Below are 15,144 nucleotides of genomic sequence, written 5' to 3' on the forward strand. Positions count from 1 at the left end.
ACACCGGGCCGGGATGCGACCCCAGGATGAGTGCGGCCACCTCCCCCGGTCGCACCGCGGATACCGCTCCGGCGTGCCGGGTTGCTGCTCCGGTGGCACCGGCGGCCGTCGCGGACTGCGACCCCGGTCGCCCCCGGCGGCCCGCGACGGCGACCCGGGACCGATGTGGCGGCGCGCACCCGGCGCCGACGATGGCCGGGTGACCGAGATCATCGCGGGACCGTCCCTGTCCCCCCTCGAATTCCTCGTCGTGGCGAGTGCCGCCGCGCTGGTGCCGGCGCGCTGGCTCCCCCCGGCCGCCCGCTCGCGCCTCACCGTCGTGGCGGGGGCGCTGCTCGTGCTGTCCGCGCTCCTACTGGGGCTGACGGGCGTCCGCTGGCAGCTGCTGCCGGTACTGGCGGGCGCCGGCTGCGCGCTGCCGTTCGCCTGCTCCCCGCTGCTGCGGCGCCGGGCCGGCCCGCCGGCGTGGCGGGCCCGCTGGTGGCTGGCGCTGCCGGGATCGGCGGCCTGCCTGGGGCTGATCGCCGCCGGCCCGGTGGCCGCCTGGGCCTTCCCGGTGCCGGTCTTCCCCGAGCCGACGGGCGGCTTCGCGGTCGGCACCCGGGTGGTCCAGTGGACGGATCCGCAGCGCCCCGAGACCTTCACCGCCGATCCGGACGACCGGCGCACGGTCGTCGTCCAGCTCTGGTACCCCGCGCAGAGGAGCCCCGACGGCGCGGAGCGGGCCCCGTACCTCGGACGCACGGCGCAGGAGGCGCGCACGGTCTCCGAGGCGCTCGCCCGCGGGGTCGGGCTGCCGGGTTTCCTGGTCGACGGAGTGCCGCGGGCCCGCAGCCGTGCGGTCTTCGACGCCCCGGTGGCCGACGCGGGCGGGCGGTTCCCCGTCGTGCTGTTCTCGCCGGGGTCGAGCGGGGTGCGCACCCAGAACACCGCCTGGGCCGAGGAACTGGCCAGTCACGGCTACGTGGTCGCCGCCCTCGACCACCCGTACGACTCGGCCGCCGTCGTCCTCTCCGACGGCCGGACGATCACCACGGCCACCCGCTCCTCCGGCGACGCCGCCGAGGACGCGAAGCTGGCGGCCGGCTGGACGGCGATCCGGGCGGCCGACCTCGGCTTCGTCCTCACCCGGCTGACCGGGCTGACCGGGCAGGGCGGACAGGGAGGCCTGACCGGGCAGGGCGGACGGGGCAAGCAGAGCGGACAGAGCGTCCAGGTCGCGCAGGCGGGCCAGGCCGTTCAGGGGCCGGACGGGGTCGCCGACCCGCTGACCGGACGCCTGGACACCGGGCGGGTCGCGGTGGCCGGCCACTCGCTGGGCGGTGCCGCCGCGCTCCAGGCGGCCCGGCAGGACCACCGGTTCGCCGCCGTCGTCGATCTGGACGGCTTCCCGCACGGCCCCGCATCGCCCGCCCTCGACCGGCCGGCGCTCGCGCTCACCCAGGAGGCCACCGCGGGGACCGATCCGCGCTACCTGCCCCGCCTCACCGAGGCGCTCGACGCCAACACCGCGACGAGCTACCGGCTCACCGTCCCCGGCGCCGCGCACCTCGCCTTCACGGACGGTCCCCTGTACCTGCCGCCGGTGCCCACGATCGTCGGCTCCCTGGGCCGCACCCGCAGCCCCCGGGTCGTCGCGGGGGCCACCCTCGCCTTCCTGGACGCCGTACTGCGGAACGGGTGGGACGGGCGGGGCGGACCGGGCGACCCTGCCGACGCCCTGCGGGCCTACGGCGAACTCGGCACCCACCGACCGGGCGGCGGTCGCTGACCGGCCGTTCCGCTCGCGGGGTCCGACCAGTGCCGTTCACGGCACCCCTCGTGGCGGAACTCTCGGCCCGCGCATGGCCCGCCGCGCGCCGCGCCGGTTCATCGCAGCACGAGCAGGTCCAGCGAGGACGTCAGGTCCGCGTCCCCGGGGGCCCGGCCGGCGCGGACCGCCCGGCGCAGCCGTTCCCTGCCGCGGGCGAACTCCTCCTCGGTGAGGCTGCGCATCAGCGTATCGGCGGTGCGCAGGGTGCCGGCCCGTTCCAGGAGTTCGGCCAGGCTCGCCAGGTCGGTCTGCGGGACGGGCTCCAGCGCGGCGGGGGTGAAGCCGGCGGTCGCGAAGGCCTCGCAGGTCTCCTCGACGGACGGGTAGGTGTCGAGCAGCCGTGCCGTCTCGGGGAACCAGCGGACGATGCGGAGCCGGTCGTAGCGGCCCGCGAAGGCGTTGCGGATGAGTACGGGCGCCCCCGGACGCAGGACGCGGCGGATTTCGAGGGCGGCCGCCGCGAGGTCGGGGACGTGATGGGTCACCGTGGACAGCCATGCCGCGTCGGCGCCGGCGTCCGGCAGGGGCAGGGACGCCGCGTGGCCCGCCAGGACCTCGATGTCCCCGCGGCGGGGGATCAGCGCGCGCATGGCCTCCGAGGGCTCGACGGCCGCCACCTTCACCCCGAACCAGTCGCAGAAGGCCGTCGCGAACGCTCCGGTTCCCGCGCCGACGTCCAGGACGGTCATGTCCCGCACGGGGTGCAGATGGCGGCGCACGGCGTCCTCCCACGCGCCCAGCCCGCTGCGCGGGATCTCCCGGGCGGCCCGGAAGGAAGCCGCGGTCGTGTCGTCATAGGTGATTCTGGCCATGGGCATCCCGTCTGCTGCGGCGTCCGGGAAGGCGGGCGGACCGTACCGGACCGGACCGGACCGGCCGAACCCGTCCGCCGGCGCACGCCGTACGGGGAGACCGACCGCTTCCCGTGATCGACAAGAATGCCCCGACCACGCCGCCGGCGCACCCGTCCTCGGGCCGCGGACCGCCCGCCGGGACCCGAAATCCCGTCCGTGCCCGCCTCGCCCGCGCATCGGCACCCTATGATCTACTCATGAGTAACTTAACTGCCGAGAACACGCCGCCGTTCACGTTCGTCCTGGTCCACGGATCGGGCAGCAACGCCTACGGCTGGTCCCCCGTGGTGGCCGAACTCGGGCTGCGCGGACACCGCGCGGTCGCCGTCGACCTGCCGGGGCACGGGCCCGGCGCCCATTTCCCCGTCTCCTACCAGGCGCCCCAGGACCTGGAGCGACTGCGGCTGGAGCCCTCTCCCCTCACAGGGACGACCCTGGCCGACTTCGCCGCACACGTGGCCTCGGTGGTACGGCGGGCACACCGCAACGGCCCCGTGGTCCTGGCCGGCCAGAGCCTCGGCGGCGTCACCCTCAACGCGACCGCCGACCTGGTCCCGGAGCTGATCTCGCACCTCGTGTACGTCTCCGCCCTGTGCCCGGCGAAACGGGCCTCGGTGAACGAGCTGCTGGCGACCCCGGAGGCAGCCTCGAGCCACATCTTCAGGATGACCCCCGTCCCCACACCGCCGGAGCTCGGGGTCACCCGGGTCAACTGGCGCAGCAACGACCCGGCCTTCTTCCGGATCGCCAAGGAGGCGATGGCCGCCGACTACTCCGACGCTGAGGTCAGGGCGATGCTCAACATCCTCGAACCGGACGAGTCGGCGGCGATCGGAGCGAGCGACGGCCGCGGCCTGCCGCACCGGTGGGGGCGCATCCCGCGCACCTTCGTCCGCTTCACCGAAGACCGCACGCTCCCGCCGGCCCTCCAGGACCTGATGATCCGGGAAGCCGACGAGCTGACCCCCGACAACCCCTTCCGCGTGAGGTCCCTGACGGCCCCGCACATCGGCCCCCGCGACCCGGCACTCCTGGCGGACGAACTCGAACGGGTCGCCCGGCTCTGCCGCTGAACCCCCGGCGGCGGGGCCACCGGCCGGGCCACCGGGCCGACGGCGTGCGGGTCAGGCCGCCGTCCGGCCCGGTGCGCGGCGGGGGAGGCGGCTGCGGAGCGCCCAGACCGCGGCCGCGAGGGCGAAGCCGTAGACGGACACCAGGCCGTGGCCGTTGTCCTGGGCCAGCCACACCGCGAGGCCCAGGGCGGGGACCCCGAGGGCCAGGGCGGTCTCCTTGGGGAGGCGGGTGCGGGTGAGGAGGGCCAGGGCGAGGGTGGCGCCGAGGAAGTAGGTGGCGCCGGAACTGCCGGCGAAGTTGCGCGGGTCGGTGCCGGGGCCGTCGCCGAAGCCGAGCAGGGTGTCGATCCGGACGGGGAGCACGATGCCGGCGAGGAAGAAGCCGAGGGTCAGGGGCCCGCCCCAGTACCACTGGGCGAGCGCGCTGACGGCGGCCAGGGTGACGAGGTTCCACAGGCCGCCGAAGAAGCCGCCGTTCTGCATGAACACCGAGGTGAACTCGCGCCACCAGCCGGACTTGGCGGGGTCGGCGTCCAGCGCGTCCATGGCACCGGGCCACACCAGCTGGAGCGCGACCCCGCACACGGCGACGGCCGTCAGGCCGATCGCCGCCCACGGGAGCGGCCGCCCGCGCAGGGTGTCGCGGCCGACCACACCCAGCCCGCAGTTGACCATCATGACCATCAGCGCGGCCGTGGTCACGTTGAAGACGATCGCCTCCATGACCTGACTCCTCCCCCTGGCTACGGTTTTCCAACACCGTTGGAAACGTGAGGGGGCCAAGCTAGCAGAGAATTCCAACAGTGTTAGAAATCGTTGTACGGTGGGACGCATGAAGCTCACCAAGGAGCGCATCGTCGACGCCGGCATGGCCGTGTTCGCCGAGGTCGGCTACCAGAACCTGTCCATGCGCCAGGTCGCCGAGCGCCTGGACACCCACGCGGGCAGCCTCTACTACCACGTGCGCGGCAAGGACGAGCTGCTCGCCCTGATGGCCGACCGGGTCTGCCGCCGCGCCTACGACGCCGGCACCGAAGCCCTCGCCGCCCTCCCGCCCGCCGCCGCCTGGCAGGACCGCATCGAAGCCCAGGCCACCAGCCTGCGCCGGGGCATCGCACAGCACCCGGGCGGCGCCCAGCTCCTCGCCGAGAGCCCCGGCATGCTCAGCACCGGCGCCCTCGCCCTGATGGAACGCCTGCTGAGCACCCTCCTCGACGCCGGGCTGCCCGCCGACCACCGCCCCATCGCCGCCGACACCCTGCTCAGCCACGTCACCGGCTTCGTACTCCAGGAACAGAACCAGCCCGCCGCGCCGCCGCCCGTCACCGCCGAGCTCTACGCGGACCTCTGCGAGCGGTTCCCCCTGGTCATGGACCCGCTGACACAACGCCCGGGCCAGGACGAGAAGTTCATCCGGAGCGTCCGCCTGCTCTGCGCCGGCTTCGCGACGCTCGCCCGGCCGTAGACGAGCGGCGCGCCCGGGCCCGGTCCGGCGGGCGCCGGGTCGGTGCGCATCGACATCGCGCGACGCCTCCGGGTGGTTCGTGGCGGGAACTTCCCCTGCGCTTCGGCACGTTCCCGCTGTAACGTGTCATCGCAACGATGACAGGCAAGGCGTCATCCAGGGGATGACGGGGCAGACGGAGGTGCCATGACCGAAACAGACCCGGCGACCGCACCGGTGTCCTTCCGTGCCGCCGCCGCGGCGCTGGAGGCCATCACCCGGGCCGTGACGGACGCGCAGCAGCCCTCATCGGGTACCTCCACGGCTTCGGCGCCGCCCGCGGGTGACGGCGGTCCGCACCCGGCCCTGGCCGCGCTGCTGATGCTCCGCGAGGTCCGCGAGCAGCTCGCCGGCTGGGAGAGCGTGCTGATCGAAGCCGCCCGTGGCGAGGGTGCCAGCTGGGCCGACCTCGCGGGCCCTCTCGGTGTCGCCAGCCGGCAGGCCGCCGAGCGCCGCTACCTGCGGCTGCGCCCGGGCGCCGCGGGAAGCACGGGTGAACAGCGGGTCCAGGCCACCCGTGACTCGCGTGCCGCCGACCGCACCGTCACCGCCTGGGCCCGCGACAACGCGGCCGCCCTCCGACGCCTCGCGGGACAGGTCACCTCCCTCACCGGCCTCCCGGCCAGCGCGGACGGCGCGATCGGCGAGCTGAACCTGGCCCTCGCCGACAACGACGCCGCCCGGCTCGTCGGCCCCCTGACCGCGTCCCGGGACCATCTGCGGCCGCAGGACGCCGGCATCACGGACCGCATCGACGCCATGACCCGGCACACCGACCGGCTCCGCCAGGACAGCAACGACCAGCGCAACTCCTGAACCACGCCGACGACGGGCAACGGTCCGTCCCGGCCCCAGTCCCCATCCGTTCATGACGTTCCCACAGAAAGAGAGCCCCATGGGCAGCAGTGTCGAGACGCTGGAATTCCAGGCCGAGACCCGCCAGTTGCTCCGGCTGGTGATTCACTCGATCTACTCGAACAAAGACATCTTCCTGCGCGAGCTGATCTCGAACGCCTCGGACGCCCTGGACAAGCTGCGGCTGGAATCGCTGACCGACTCCGCCCTCACCGAGTCCGACCCCACCGAGCTGCACATCTCGCTGGAAGTCGACAAGGGCGCCCGCACCTTGACCGTCCGCGACAACGGGATCGGCATGACCCGGGACGACCTGGTGGATCTGATCGGCACGATCGCCAAGTCCGGCACCGCCGGCCTGCTGGAGAAGATCAAGGAGTCCAAGGACGCCGCGACCGCCGAGAGCCTGATCGGGCAGTTCGGCGTCGGCTTCTACTCGGCGTTCATGGTCGCCGACAAGGTCACCCTGCGCACCCGGCGGGCCGGCACCGACTCCGGCACCCAGTGGGAGTCCGACGGCGAGGGCACCTATGCCATCCAGGCCGTCGACGGCCTGCCCGTGGGCACCTCGGTCACCCTGCACCTCAAGCCCGCCGACAGCGAGGACGGGCTCGCCGACTACCTGTCCGAGTCGAAGATCCGCCAGATCGTCAAGCAGTACTCGGACTTCATCCGCTGGCCGATCCGGATGGCCACCGAGCACGCCGGCGCCGAGGGCGAGACCACCCGCGACGTCGAGACGCTCAACTCCATGAAGGCGCTGTGGGCCCGTCCGCGCGCCGAGGTGACCGAAGACGAGTACAACGAGTTCTACCAGCAGATCAGCCACGACTGGCTGCCCCCGGCCGAGACGATCCACATGCGCGCCGAGGGCACCTTCGAGTACGAGGCGCTGCTCTTCATCCCCTCGCAGGCGCCCTTCGACCTGTTCTCCCGCGAGACCAGGCCCGGCGTGCAGCTGTACGTCAAGCGGGTGTTCATCATGGACGACTGCGAAGCGCTCATGCCCAACTACCTGCGCTTCGTCAAGGGTGTCGTCGACGCCCACGACCTGTCGCTGAACGTCTCCCGCGAGATCCTCCAGCACGACCGCCAGATCCGCGGCGTGCGCCGGCGCCTGGTCAAGAAGGTCCTCGGCGCCCTCAAGGACATGCAGTCGAAGGACGCCGAGCGCTACGCGAAGGTGTGGGCCCAGTTCGGCCGGGCGCTGAAGGAAGGCCTGGTCGAGGACACGGACAACACGGAGGCCCTGCTCCGGCTGGTGTCCGCGGCCTCCACCCACGACCCCGACGCCACCACCACCCTGCGCGAGTACGTCGAGCGCATGAAGGACGGTCAGGACACCATCTACTACCTGACCGGCGAGAGCCGCGCCATGGTGGAGAACTCCCCGCACATGGAGGCCTTCGCCGCCAAGGGCTACGAGGTCCTGATCCTCACCGACCCCGTCGACGAGGTGTGGGTCGACCAGGTCCCCGCCTTCGACGGCCACCGTCTGCAGTCCATCGCCAAGGGCCAGGTCGACCTCGAGGAATCCGCCGACGGCGAGAAGGAGACCGACGCCGACAAGGCCCGGCGGGAGCAGGACTTCGCCGCCCTGCTGCCGTGGCTGACCACCACCCTGTCCGAACAGGTCAAGCAGGTCCGCCTGTCCTCACGCCTGACCACCTCGGCGGCCTGCATCGTCGGCGACGCCCACGACGTGACGCCGACCCTGGAGAAGATGTACCGGGCGATGGGCCAGCAGATGCCCACCGTCAAGCGGATCCTGGAACTCAACCCGGCACACCCGCTGGTCACCGCCCTGCGCACGGCGCACGCCGCCGGCGCCGACGACCCCGCGCTGGCGGAGATCGCCGAGCTGATCTACGGCAGCGCGCTGCTCGCCGAAGGGGGCGACCTGCCCGACCCGGCCCGCTTCTCCCGGCTGCTCACCGACCGCCTGACCCGCACGCTGTAACCGCGGGGGCGGGCGGGCCGGCGGGCCGCAACACCCGGTCGCACCCACCCCCGGCCCCGCCACCCTCACGCCCCCCGAGAACCCGTCCGCCCCGATACCCCGCAGGGGGTCGGGGCGGACGGGTGCGTTCCCGGCCGCCCCGTCGTCCTTTCTTTGACGGGGTCTCAAAAGAATTCAGGCCGACCCCGTTTGCCCGACGGTATGCGGGTCACACGCAGGGCAGCGGGGCCGACAAGCACACGGGAACTCCGCTCCTGGGTCCGAACCGCTTCGCCACGCTGCACTTCCCGGTCCCGGACCCTGGGCACCACCATGCCGAACGGGATCCGCACGGCACCCGGGCACGACCGCCCCGGCCACCTCCCCGACCGGGCACCGTCCACGTCCCCGGCAAGCCCCCGGCCACGGCGCTCAGACCGCCGTTCCCCGGGCACGCGGACCCCGCCGGCAGCCCGCCCGCGGCCGAGGCAGGCCCGTCGGCCCTGCCGGCCGGACGGCCGATCTGCCCGGCGACGCCCCTCCCGAGTGCGCCTGTTGCGCAGAGCCGCTCGCCGTCCGCCGCATGCACGGATGCCGTCGGGGCATGCGCGCGTCGTGATGACGAAGCTCAAGGTGATGACGTTCGCGCTGCCCGGCGCCCTGGCGGCCGGCGCCGCCGTCGCGGCCGTGGCGCTCTCCGCCTGGTGGTGGGTCCTGGCCGCCCCCATGGCCCTGCTGGTGGCCTTGGCGGTCCGGGACGCGTGCCAGCGACGGCATTCCGTCCTGCGCAACTACCCGCTCCTCGGCCACCTCCGTTTCGCGCTGGAGGCGCTGCGCCCGGAACTCCAGCAGTACTTCATCGAGCGGAACTTCGACGGCCGCCCCTTCGACCGCGACACCCGCACCCTCGTCTACCAGCGCGCCAAGGGCACCGACGCCGAGGAGCCGTTCGGAACGGAACGCGACCTCTACCTGCCGGGCGGCGAGTACCTCGTCCCGTCGATGGCCCCGCGGCCGGTTCCCGAAGAACCCCCGCGGGTCGTGATCGGCGGCCCCGACTGCACCCGCCCCTACGAGATGGCGCTGCTCAACGTCTCGGCCATGAGCTTCGGCTCGCTGTCGGCGCGGGCCGTCACGGCGCTCAACACCGGCGCCCGGCGGGGCGGCTTCGCCCACGACACCGGGGAGGGCGGCCTGTCCGAGTACCACCTGGGGCCGGGCGGCGACCTGGTCTGGGAGATCGGAACCGGCTACTTCGGCTGCCGCACCGCGGACGGCCGCTTCGACGAGCGGCAGTTCGCCGAGAAGGCCGCCCACGAGCAGGTGAAGTGCCTGTCGCTGAAGCTGAGCCAGGGCGCCAAGCCCGGTATCGGCGGGGTGCTGCCCGGGGCGAAGGTGAACGCCGAGATCGCGGCGGTGCGCGGGGTGCCCGAAGGGGTCACCGTCGTCTCGCCGCCGTTCCACACCGCGTTCTCCACGCCCCGCGGGCTCGTGCGCTTCCTCGCGCGGATGCGGGAACTCTCGGGGGGCAAGCCGGTCGGCTTCAAGCTCTGCGTGGGCTCGCGCCGCGAGTTCCTCGCCGTGTGCAAGGCCATGCTGGACGAGGGCACCGCCCCGGACTTCGTGGTCGTCGACGGCGCCGAGGGCGGGACGGGTGCCGCGCCCCTGGAGTTCGCCGACCACGTCGGACTGCCGCTCACCGACGGCCTGGTCACCGTCCACAACGCCCTCGTCGGCACGGGCCTGCGCGACCGCATCAGGATCGGCGCCAGCGGCAAGGTCGCCACCGGGAGCGACCTGGTCAAACGCCTCGCGCAGGGCGCCGACTACACCAACGCCGCCCGGCCCATGATGTTCGCCCTCGGATGCATACAGGCCCAGAGGTGCCACACCAACACGTGCCCCGTAGGGGTCGCCACGCAGGACCCCCGCCGGGCGGCCGCCCTGGACGTCGCGGACAAGGCGGACCGCGTGCACCGCTACCAGCGGGCCACCGTCCAGAGCGCCCTGCAGATCATGGCGGCGATGGGCGTCGACCACCCGAGGCAGCTGCACCCGGGGCTGCTGCTGCACCGCGTCGACCCGCACACCGTCCGCTCGAGCGCCGAACTCCACGCATGGCTCGCCCCCGGGCAGCTCCTCGACCGGGCGCCCGCCTCCTGGGCCGAGGACTGGGCCGCCGCCGACCCCGACCGGTTCGCCGGCTGACCGCCGGCGCCCTCGCTCCACGCCCCGCGACCCCGCCGCCCCACGGCCCGAAGACCCGACGACCCCACGACCCCACGACGCGACGAAGCGACGAAGCGACGACGCCACAACCCGACAACCCGACAGCCCCCGACCAGACCCCACGACCCGGAGGACCGCCCCATGACACGCACCGTTGCCCGCGCGATCGTCGACACCCTCGCGGAGCTCGGCGTCCGCCACGTCTTCGGCGTCGTCGGTGACGCCCTCAACCCGCTCACGGACGCCATCCGCACCACCGACGGGGTGGAGTGGGTCGGCTGCCGCCACGAGGAGGCGGCAGCCTTCGCGGCCGGCGCGCAGGCCCAGCTCTCCGGTCGGCTCGGCGTCTGCGCGGGAACCGTCGGCCCCGGCTCCGTCCACCTCCTCAACGGCCTCTACGACGCGGCCAAGAGCCACGCCCCCGTCCTCGCCCTCTGCGGGCAGGTTCCCCTCGCGGAGATGGGCACCGACTACTTCCAGGAGGTCGACAACGATCAGTTGTTCCGGGACGTCGCCGTCCACCGGGCGACGGTGACCTCGACGCAGCAGATGCCGCGCATGCTGGAGGCCGCGGTCCGCGCGGCCGTCGGCCGGGGCGGCGTGGCGGTCCTGACCATTCCCGGCGACCTCGGGGACCAGGAGATCGACGACGACCGCCCGGTCCGCCCGGCCCCGGACCGGCCGGTGACCCAACCCGACGATCCCGCGCTCGCCGAGGCCGCGCAGCTCGTCAACGCCGGCTCGAAGACCACCCTGCTGGTGGGCCGCGGGGCCCGGGAGGCCCGGGCGGAGGTGCTGCGGCTGGCGGAGCTCCTCGACGCGCCCATGGTGCTCACCCTGAAGGCCAAGGAGGGCTTCGAGCACGACAACCCGTACCAGGTGGGTCAGACCGGACTGATCGGCAACCCCGCCGCGTCCCGTGCCCTCGACGCCTGCGACACCCTGGTCATGCTGGGCACGGATTTCCCGTACCGCGACTGGTACCCCTCCGGCTGCAAGGTCGTCCAGATCGACAGCCGGGCCGAACACCTGGGCCGCCGGGTCCCGGTGGACGCCGCCCTGGCCGGGGACGTCGGCGCCACCCTGCGCGCCCTGCTCCCCCGGCTGGAGGCGTCGTCCGACCGCTCCCACCTCGACGACGCGCGCTCCCGCTTCGCGTCCTGGACCGAGGACCAGCGCGAACTCGCCGACCCCGGTCACGACCGCCGCTGGACCGGCAGGCTGCGCGCCCTGGCGGACAACCGGGACCACGACATCCGTCCCGAAGCCCTGGCCCTGGCCGTGGACCGGCACGCCGCCGACGACGCGGTCTTCACCTCCGACACCGGCATGGCCACCGTCTGGCTCTCCCGCTTCGTCACCATGCGCGGGACGCGGCGGCTGCTCGGCTCCTACAACCTGGGGTCGATGGCGAACGCGATGCCGCAGGCGCTCGGCGCGCAGCTGTGGGCCCCCGACCGCCAGGTGGTGGCCTTCTGCGGCGACGGCGGCCTGAGCATGCTGCTCGGCGACCTGATGACGATCACGTCCTACCGGCTGCCGGTCAAGCTCGTCGTCTTCGACAACCGGCACCTGGGGATGGTCAAGCTCGAACAGGAGCAGACGGGACTGCCCGGGTTCGGCACGGAGCTCGACAACCCCGACTTCGCCGCCGTCGCCACCGCCCTCGGCCTGACCGGCATCCGCGTCACCGACCCGGCCGCGCTCGACGATGCCGTACGCCGGGCGCTCGACACCCCCGGCCCCGTCCTCCTCGACGTGCTCACCAACCCCCGCGAGATCGCCGTACCCCCCAAGCCCACCGCCGACCAGGGCCGGGGCTTCGCACTCGCCAAGGTCAAGGAGGCGCTCACCCGCGACCGGGGCTGACGGGCCGCCCTGCTCGCACGCGACCGCGGCAGACGCTCTCGCTCCGGGTTCGCTGACGCGAAAGCGGGCACCCTCATGGGCAGGCCGTCCGTCAGGCAGGCCGTCCGTCAGGCAGGCAGGCAGGCAGGCAGGCAGCGGATGCGAAGGCCCCACCGGGAGGAGTGCGCATGAACCCGGTCGAACGCGCGCTGCGGGCGCTTGACCGCACCCAGCAGCGCCACACGGGGCCCGCCGTCGCCGTGGGCGTGGTCAAGAAGTACGGCGACGACCGCGGGTCGCTCCTGGCGGCGCTGATCACCTACTACGGCTTCATCGCACTGATCCCCATGCTGCTCCTGCTGTCCACCGTTCTCGGCTTCGTCCTGCACGGCCACCCCGGGGCGCAGCGGGCCGTGGTCGACTCCGCACTCGCCGACTTCCCGATCATCGGCGACCAGCTGCGCCAGAACGTCCACTCCGTCCGGGGCAGCGGCCTGGCCCTGGTCATCGGCACGCTCGGGCTGCTCTACGGCGCGCTCGGCATCGCCCAGGTCCTCCAGCACGCCATGGCCGAGGTCTGGAACGTCCCCGGCGTCGAGCGCCCCGGCTACTGGCCGCGCCTGGGCCGCGGCCTGCTCCTGTTCGCGGTCCTGGGCAGCGGTCTGGTCCTGGCCACCGCGGCCGCGAGCCTGATCGCGACCACGCTGTCCGGTGCTCCGGCTCGTGCCGGGGGACTGGTCCTGTCCGCCGCGGTGAACACCGGCTTGTGCCTGGCGTGCTTCCGGATCCTCACGCCACCGCAGATCCGGTGGCGCGCCATGCTGCCCGGCTCGGTCGTGGCCGGGCCGCTGTTCACCGTCCTCCAGGCGTTCGGCGCCGTCCTGGTCGCTCATCAGCTGCGTCACGCCACGCAGGTCTACGGCTTCTTCGCGACCGTGATCGGCCTGCTGTCCTGGCTGTTCCTCGCCGCGCAGATCACGGTGTACGCCGCGGAGACGAACGTGGTGCGCGCCCGCCGGCTGTTCCCCCGCAGCCTGCTGCAGCCCCCGCTGACCGAGGGCGACGAGAGGGTGCTCAGCGCCATCGCCTGCCAGGAGGAGCGCCGCCCCGAGCAACACGTCGACGTCGGTTTCGACGACGGCCGCCGTCGGAGTCGCTCGGGGGCGGACGACGACGCCCCGTGACGCCCCGTCCTCCTCGCCCTCCTCGTCCGGCATCAGCGGCGACCGCGCTGTGTCACCGCCCGGTACGGGGGCATGCGCGTCAGATGACTCCGAACCCCACCGTGCCCTCGGCCTGGGCCGCCCAGTCCGGTCCCGTCTGGCTCCACCTGCTGGTCATCGCCTTCGCCCTTCTCGTCCTGGTGGCGACGCTCATCCGGCACAGGTAGTCCTTCCATGCTGTTCCTGGCCCTGCTCGTGCCGCCCCTGCTGCTCTGTGCCGTCCTGGGTCTCGCCCGCTACGAGGAGTACGTGCTGGGTCCGTCCGGGCCCGGCGCCCAAGCCCCTCGGATCGGACCCCCGCACGCCGCGCCGCCCGCCGGTGCGCACCGCAGGGCGTCCGGGCGCCCGGCACCGTCGCGTCCCGGCGGCAGACACAGGCGCTCCGCGGGCAGCGGAGCGAACCGTCCGGCACCCCGGACTCCCGGCCCGCCCGCAGGGACGTCCCGCCCGGCGGGCTGAAGCCGGTGACGGAGGCCCCCGTGTGCTCCTCGCAGCCTGCTCACGGGGCGGCGGACGGTGTCAGGGGGTCCGGCGGATCCGCACCGGGCCGCGCGCCTTCGCGGGCTCGACGGGCCGGCCGGCCCGGGTGATCTCCACCGCGCCCTCGGTGACCAGCCGCCGGGCCGCGCGGCGGACCGGTTCCATGAGGGCGCGCCATCCGTCGCCCCCTCCTTCGTACGCCGCCCGCGCGGCATCCGGGCGGACGGGGAGGGCGCGGCCCCCTTGCACGCGCGGGGTGTTGCCCCGTCCGCGTAGGCTCTGCCCATGACGAGGACCACGCCGGCGAGACCTGTGCTCGTGGAGGCGGTGTTCCCCGAGCTCGCCGCCCACCGGGGCCGGACCACCCGACTGCACCCCAGGCCGGGGCGGCCCGGCACGCACGAGAGCCATGTCGGCGGGCCGGTGCTGTGGCCGGCCGACGAGCCGTGGCCGCTCTGCCGGGAGCCCCACCGGCCCGAGACCGAGGGCTACGAGCCGGACGAGATCCGCAGTGCCCGGGCCGAGGGCGTCCGGCCGCGGAGCCGTCCGTGGCCGGCCTCCGGAACGCCCGGCGAAGACGGCCCGGCGCCGTTCATGGGCCTCGCCCAGATCTTCCGCCGCGACGTCCCTGCCCTGGCGTCCGGGCCCGACGGGGCGGATCTGGTGCAGATCTTCCGCTGCCCGTTCACGCACGGTCCGCACCTGGAGCGCCGGTACCACCTGCGGTGGCGGCGGGCCACGGACACCGAGCGCGCGGAACGCTTCCTCGCGGTCCCGCCGGAGGTGCCGATGCTGCGGTGGGAGGACGAACTCCCCGAGCCGTGCGTCCTGCATCCCGAAGAGGTGGACACCTATCCCTGGGCGGAGGGCGACACGCTGCCCGCCTCCCTCATCGCCCGCATCGACGCATGGGACGACGCCCGGGCGGCGGAACACGGTCCCGACGCCCCCAGCTACCAGTCCGACCTGTCGATTCCGCCCGGCTGGAGGGTCGGCGGCTTCCCCAGCTGGGCGTCAACGGGCCCGATGACCATCGGCTGCGCATCCTGCTCGACCTCGATGCGACTGCTGCTGACCGCCGGCAGCGATGAGACGGACGCCTGCTCCCACAGCTGGATACCGCTGGAGGAGCGCGACCCGTCCCCGCGGGGAACGGCCCCGCGCCCGGGCGGCCCGTCCGTTGCCCGGCCGACCCGCCTCCGCTTCGGCCGCGACCGGGACCTGCACGTCTTCACCTGCCCGGCCGACCCCGGCCACCCGCCCCGCTGGATCCTCTCCTAGGACGTGGTGACGTCCCGCCGTTCGGCGTTGGTGGCCCCGGCCTTG

The 15,144-nt window shown here is 73.8% G+C and carries 13 protein-coding genes; 10 read left to right on the forward strand and 3 right to left on the reverse strand.

Translation table 11 applies throughout. The annotated features are described in order from the left end of the window. Positions 1 to 163 precede the first annotated feature (163 nt). Complete coding sequence (locus tag AB0469_RS17725; RefSeq protein ID WP_366452326.1) at positions 164 to 1,771, forward strand: hypothetical protein; 1,608 nt, start codon at positions 164 to 166, stop codon at positions 1,769 to 1,771. A 98-nt stretch (positions 1,772 to 1,869) separates the two neighbouring features. Here AB0469_RS17725 and AB0469_RS17730 read toward each other — a convergent pair whose 3' ends face one another. Then, positions 1,870 to 2,631: a class I SAM-dependent methyltransferase gene (locus tag AB0469_RS17730; RefSeq protein ID WP_366452327.1), complete on the reverse strand. Its 762-nt coding sequence runs from the start codon at positions 2,629 to 2,631 to the stop codon at positions 1,870 to 1,872. A gap of 233 nt (positions 2,632 to 2,864) precedes the next feature. Between AB0469_RS17730 and AB0469_RS17735 the strand changes: the two genes are divergently transcribed. Continuing rightward, positions 2,865 to 3,740, forward strand: a complete 876-nt coding sequence (locus AB0469_RS17735) for an alpha/beta fold hydrolase (RefSeq protein ID WP_366452328.1) — start codon at positions 2,865 to 2,867, stop codon at positions 3,738 to 3,740. A 51-nt stretch (positions 3,741 to 3,791) separates the two neighbouring features. Here AB0469_RS17735 and AB0469_RS17740 read toward each other — a convergent pair whose 3' ends face one another. After that, a complete protein-coding gene (locus AB0469_RS17740) occupies positions 3,792 to 4,463 on the reverse strand; it encodes a hypothetical protein (RefSeq protein WP_366452329.1) in 672 nt (223 codons plus the stop codon). Positions 4,464 to 4,572: 109 nt separating this feature from the next. Between AB0469_RS17740 and AB0469_RS17745 the strand changes: the two genes are divergently transcribed. The 7 genes from AB0469_RS17745 (at position 4,573) to AB0469_RS17775 (ending at position 13,505) form a co-directional block, all read left to right on the forward strand. Beyond that, on the forward strand, positions 4,573 to 5,205 hold the full coding sequence (locus AB0469_RS17745; protein WP_366452330.1) for a TetR/AcrR family transcriptional regulator: 633 nt from the start codon (positions 4,573 to 4,575) through the stop codon (positions 5,203 to 5,205). 186 nt (positions 5,206 to 5,391) lie between these two features. Next, on the forward strand, positions 5,392 to 6,060 hold the full coding sequence (locus tag AB0469_RS17750) for an HSP18 transcriptional regulator (RefSeq protein WP_366452331.1): 669 nt from the start codon (positions 5,392 to 5,394) through the stop codon (positions 6,058 to 6,060). A 79-nt stretch (positions 6,061 to 6,139) separates the two neighbouring features. Then, on the forward strand, positions 6,140 to 8,059 hold the full coding sequence (gene htpG, locus AB0469_RS17755; RefSeq protein ID WP_366452333.1) for a molecular chaperone HtpG: 1,920 nt from the start codon (positions 6,140 to 6,142) through the stop codon (positions 8,057 to 8,059). Positions 8,060 to 8,656: 597 nt separating this feature from the next. After that, positions 8,657 to 10,246 carry an FMN-binding glutamate synthase family protein gene (locus AB0469_RS17760; RefSeq protein WP_366452334.1) on the forward strand — a complete coding sequence of 530 codons (1,590 nt, stop codon included), beginning with the start codon at positions 8,657 to 8,659 and terminating at the stop codon, positions 10,244 to 10,246. Between the two features lie 162 nt (positions 10,247 to 10,408). Then, positions 10,409 to 12,136 (forward strand): thiamine pyrophosphate-dependent enzyme, encoded by a 1,728-nt coding sequence (locus tag AB0469_RS17765; RefSeq protein ID WP_366452335.1) that lies wholly within the window; start codon positions 10,409 to 10,411, stop codon positions 12,134 to 12,136. A 167-nt stretch (positions 12,137 to 12,303) separates the two neighbouring features. Further along, positions 12,304 to 13,299 (forward strand): YihY/virulence factor BrkB family protein, encoded by a 996-nt coding sequence (locus AB0469_RS17770; protein ID WP_366452336.1) that lies wholly within the window; start codon positions 12,304 to 12,306, stop codon positions 13,297 to 13,299. A gap of 83 nt (positions 13,300 to 13,382) precedes the next feature. Continuing rightward, entirely contained in the window at positions 13,383 to 13,505 is a 123-nt protein-coding gene (locus AB0469_RS17775; protein ID WP_366452337.1) for a hypothetical protein, read from the forward strand. Between the two features lie 352 nt (positions 13,506 to 13,857). On the opposite strand, the gene AB0469_RS17780 is transcribed toward AB0469_RS17775, so the two are convergent. Then, entirely contained in the window at positions 13,858 to 14,067 is a 210-nt protein-coding gene (locus tag AB0469_RS17780) for a DUF3253 domain-containing protein (protein WP_366452338.1), read from the reverse strand. Between the two features lie 36 nt (positions 14,068 to 14,103). Between AB0469_RS17780 and AB0469_RS17785 the strand changes: the two genes are divergently transcribed. Further along, positions 14,104 to 15,099 carry a hypothetical protein gene (locus AB0469_RS17785; RefSeq protein ID WP_366452339.1) on the forward strand — a complete coding sequence of 332 codons (996 nt, stop codon included), beginning with the start codon at positions 14,104 to 14,106 and terminating at the stop codon, positions 15,097 to 15,099. Positions 15,100 to 15,144: the final 45 nt, after the last annotated feature.

It is taken from the genome of Streptomyces sp. NPDC093801 (assembly GCF_040701585.1).
In the GTDB taxonomy this organism is placed as follows: Bacteria; Actinomycetota; Actinomycetes; order Streptomycetales; family Streptomycetaceae; genus Streptomyces.

Coding starts and splice junctions, on each gene's coding strand:
- AB0469_RS17725 (WP_366452326.1), top strand. CDS start 164: ATGTGGCGGCGCGCACCCGGCGCCGACGATGGCCGGGTGACCGAGATC.
- AB0469_RS17730 (WP_366452327.1), bottom strand. CDS start 2,631: ATGCCCATGGCCAGAATCACCTATGACGACACGACCGCGGCTTCCTTC.
- AB0469_RS17735 (WP_366452328.1), top strand. CDS start 2,865: ATGAGTAACTTAACTGCCGAGAACACGCCGCCGTTCACGTTCGTCCTG.
- AB0469_RS17740 (WP_366452329.1), bottom strand. CDS start 4,463: ATGGAGGCGATCGTCTTCAACGTGACCACGGCCGCGCTGATGGTCATG.
- AB0469_RS17745 (WP_366452330.1), top strand. CDS start 4,573: ATGAAGCTCACCAAGGAGCGCATCGTCGACGCCGGCATGGCCGTGTTC.
- AB0469_RS17750 (WP_366452331.1), top strand. CDS start 5,392: ATGACCGAAACAGACCCGGCGACCGCACCGGTGTCCTTCCGTGCCGCC.
- htpG (WP_366452333.1), top strand. CDS start 6,140: ATGGGCAGCAGTGTCGAGACGCTGGAATTCCAGGCCGAGACCCGCCAG.
- AB0469_RS17760 (WP_366452334.1), top strand. CDS start 8,657: ATGACGAAGCTCAAGGTGATGACGTTCGCGCTGCCCGGCGCCCTGGCG.
- AB0469_RS17765 (WP_366452335.1), top strand. CDS start 10,409: ATGACACGCACCGTTGCCCGCGCGATCGTCGACACCCTCGCGGAGCTC.
- AB0469_RS17770 (WP_366452336.1), top strand. CDS start 12,304: ATGAACCCGGTCGAACGCGCGCTGCGGGCGCTTGACCGCACCCAGCAG.
- AB0469_RS17775 (WP_366452337.1), top strand. CDS start 13,383: ATGACTCCGAACCCCACCGTGCCCTCGGCCTGGGCCGCCCAGTCCGGT.
- AB0469_RS17785 (WP_366452339.1), top strand. CDS start 14,104: ATGACGAGGACCACGCCGGCGAGACCTGTGCTCGTGGAGGCGGTGTTC.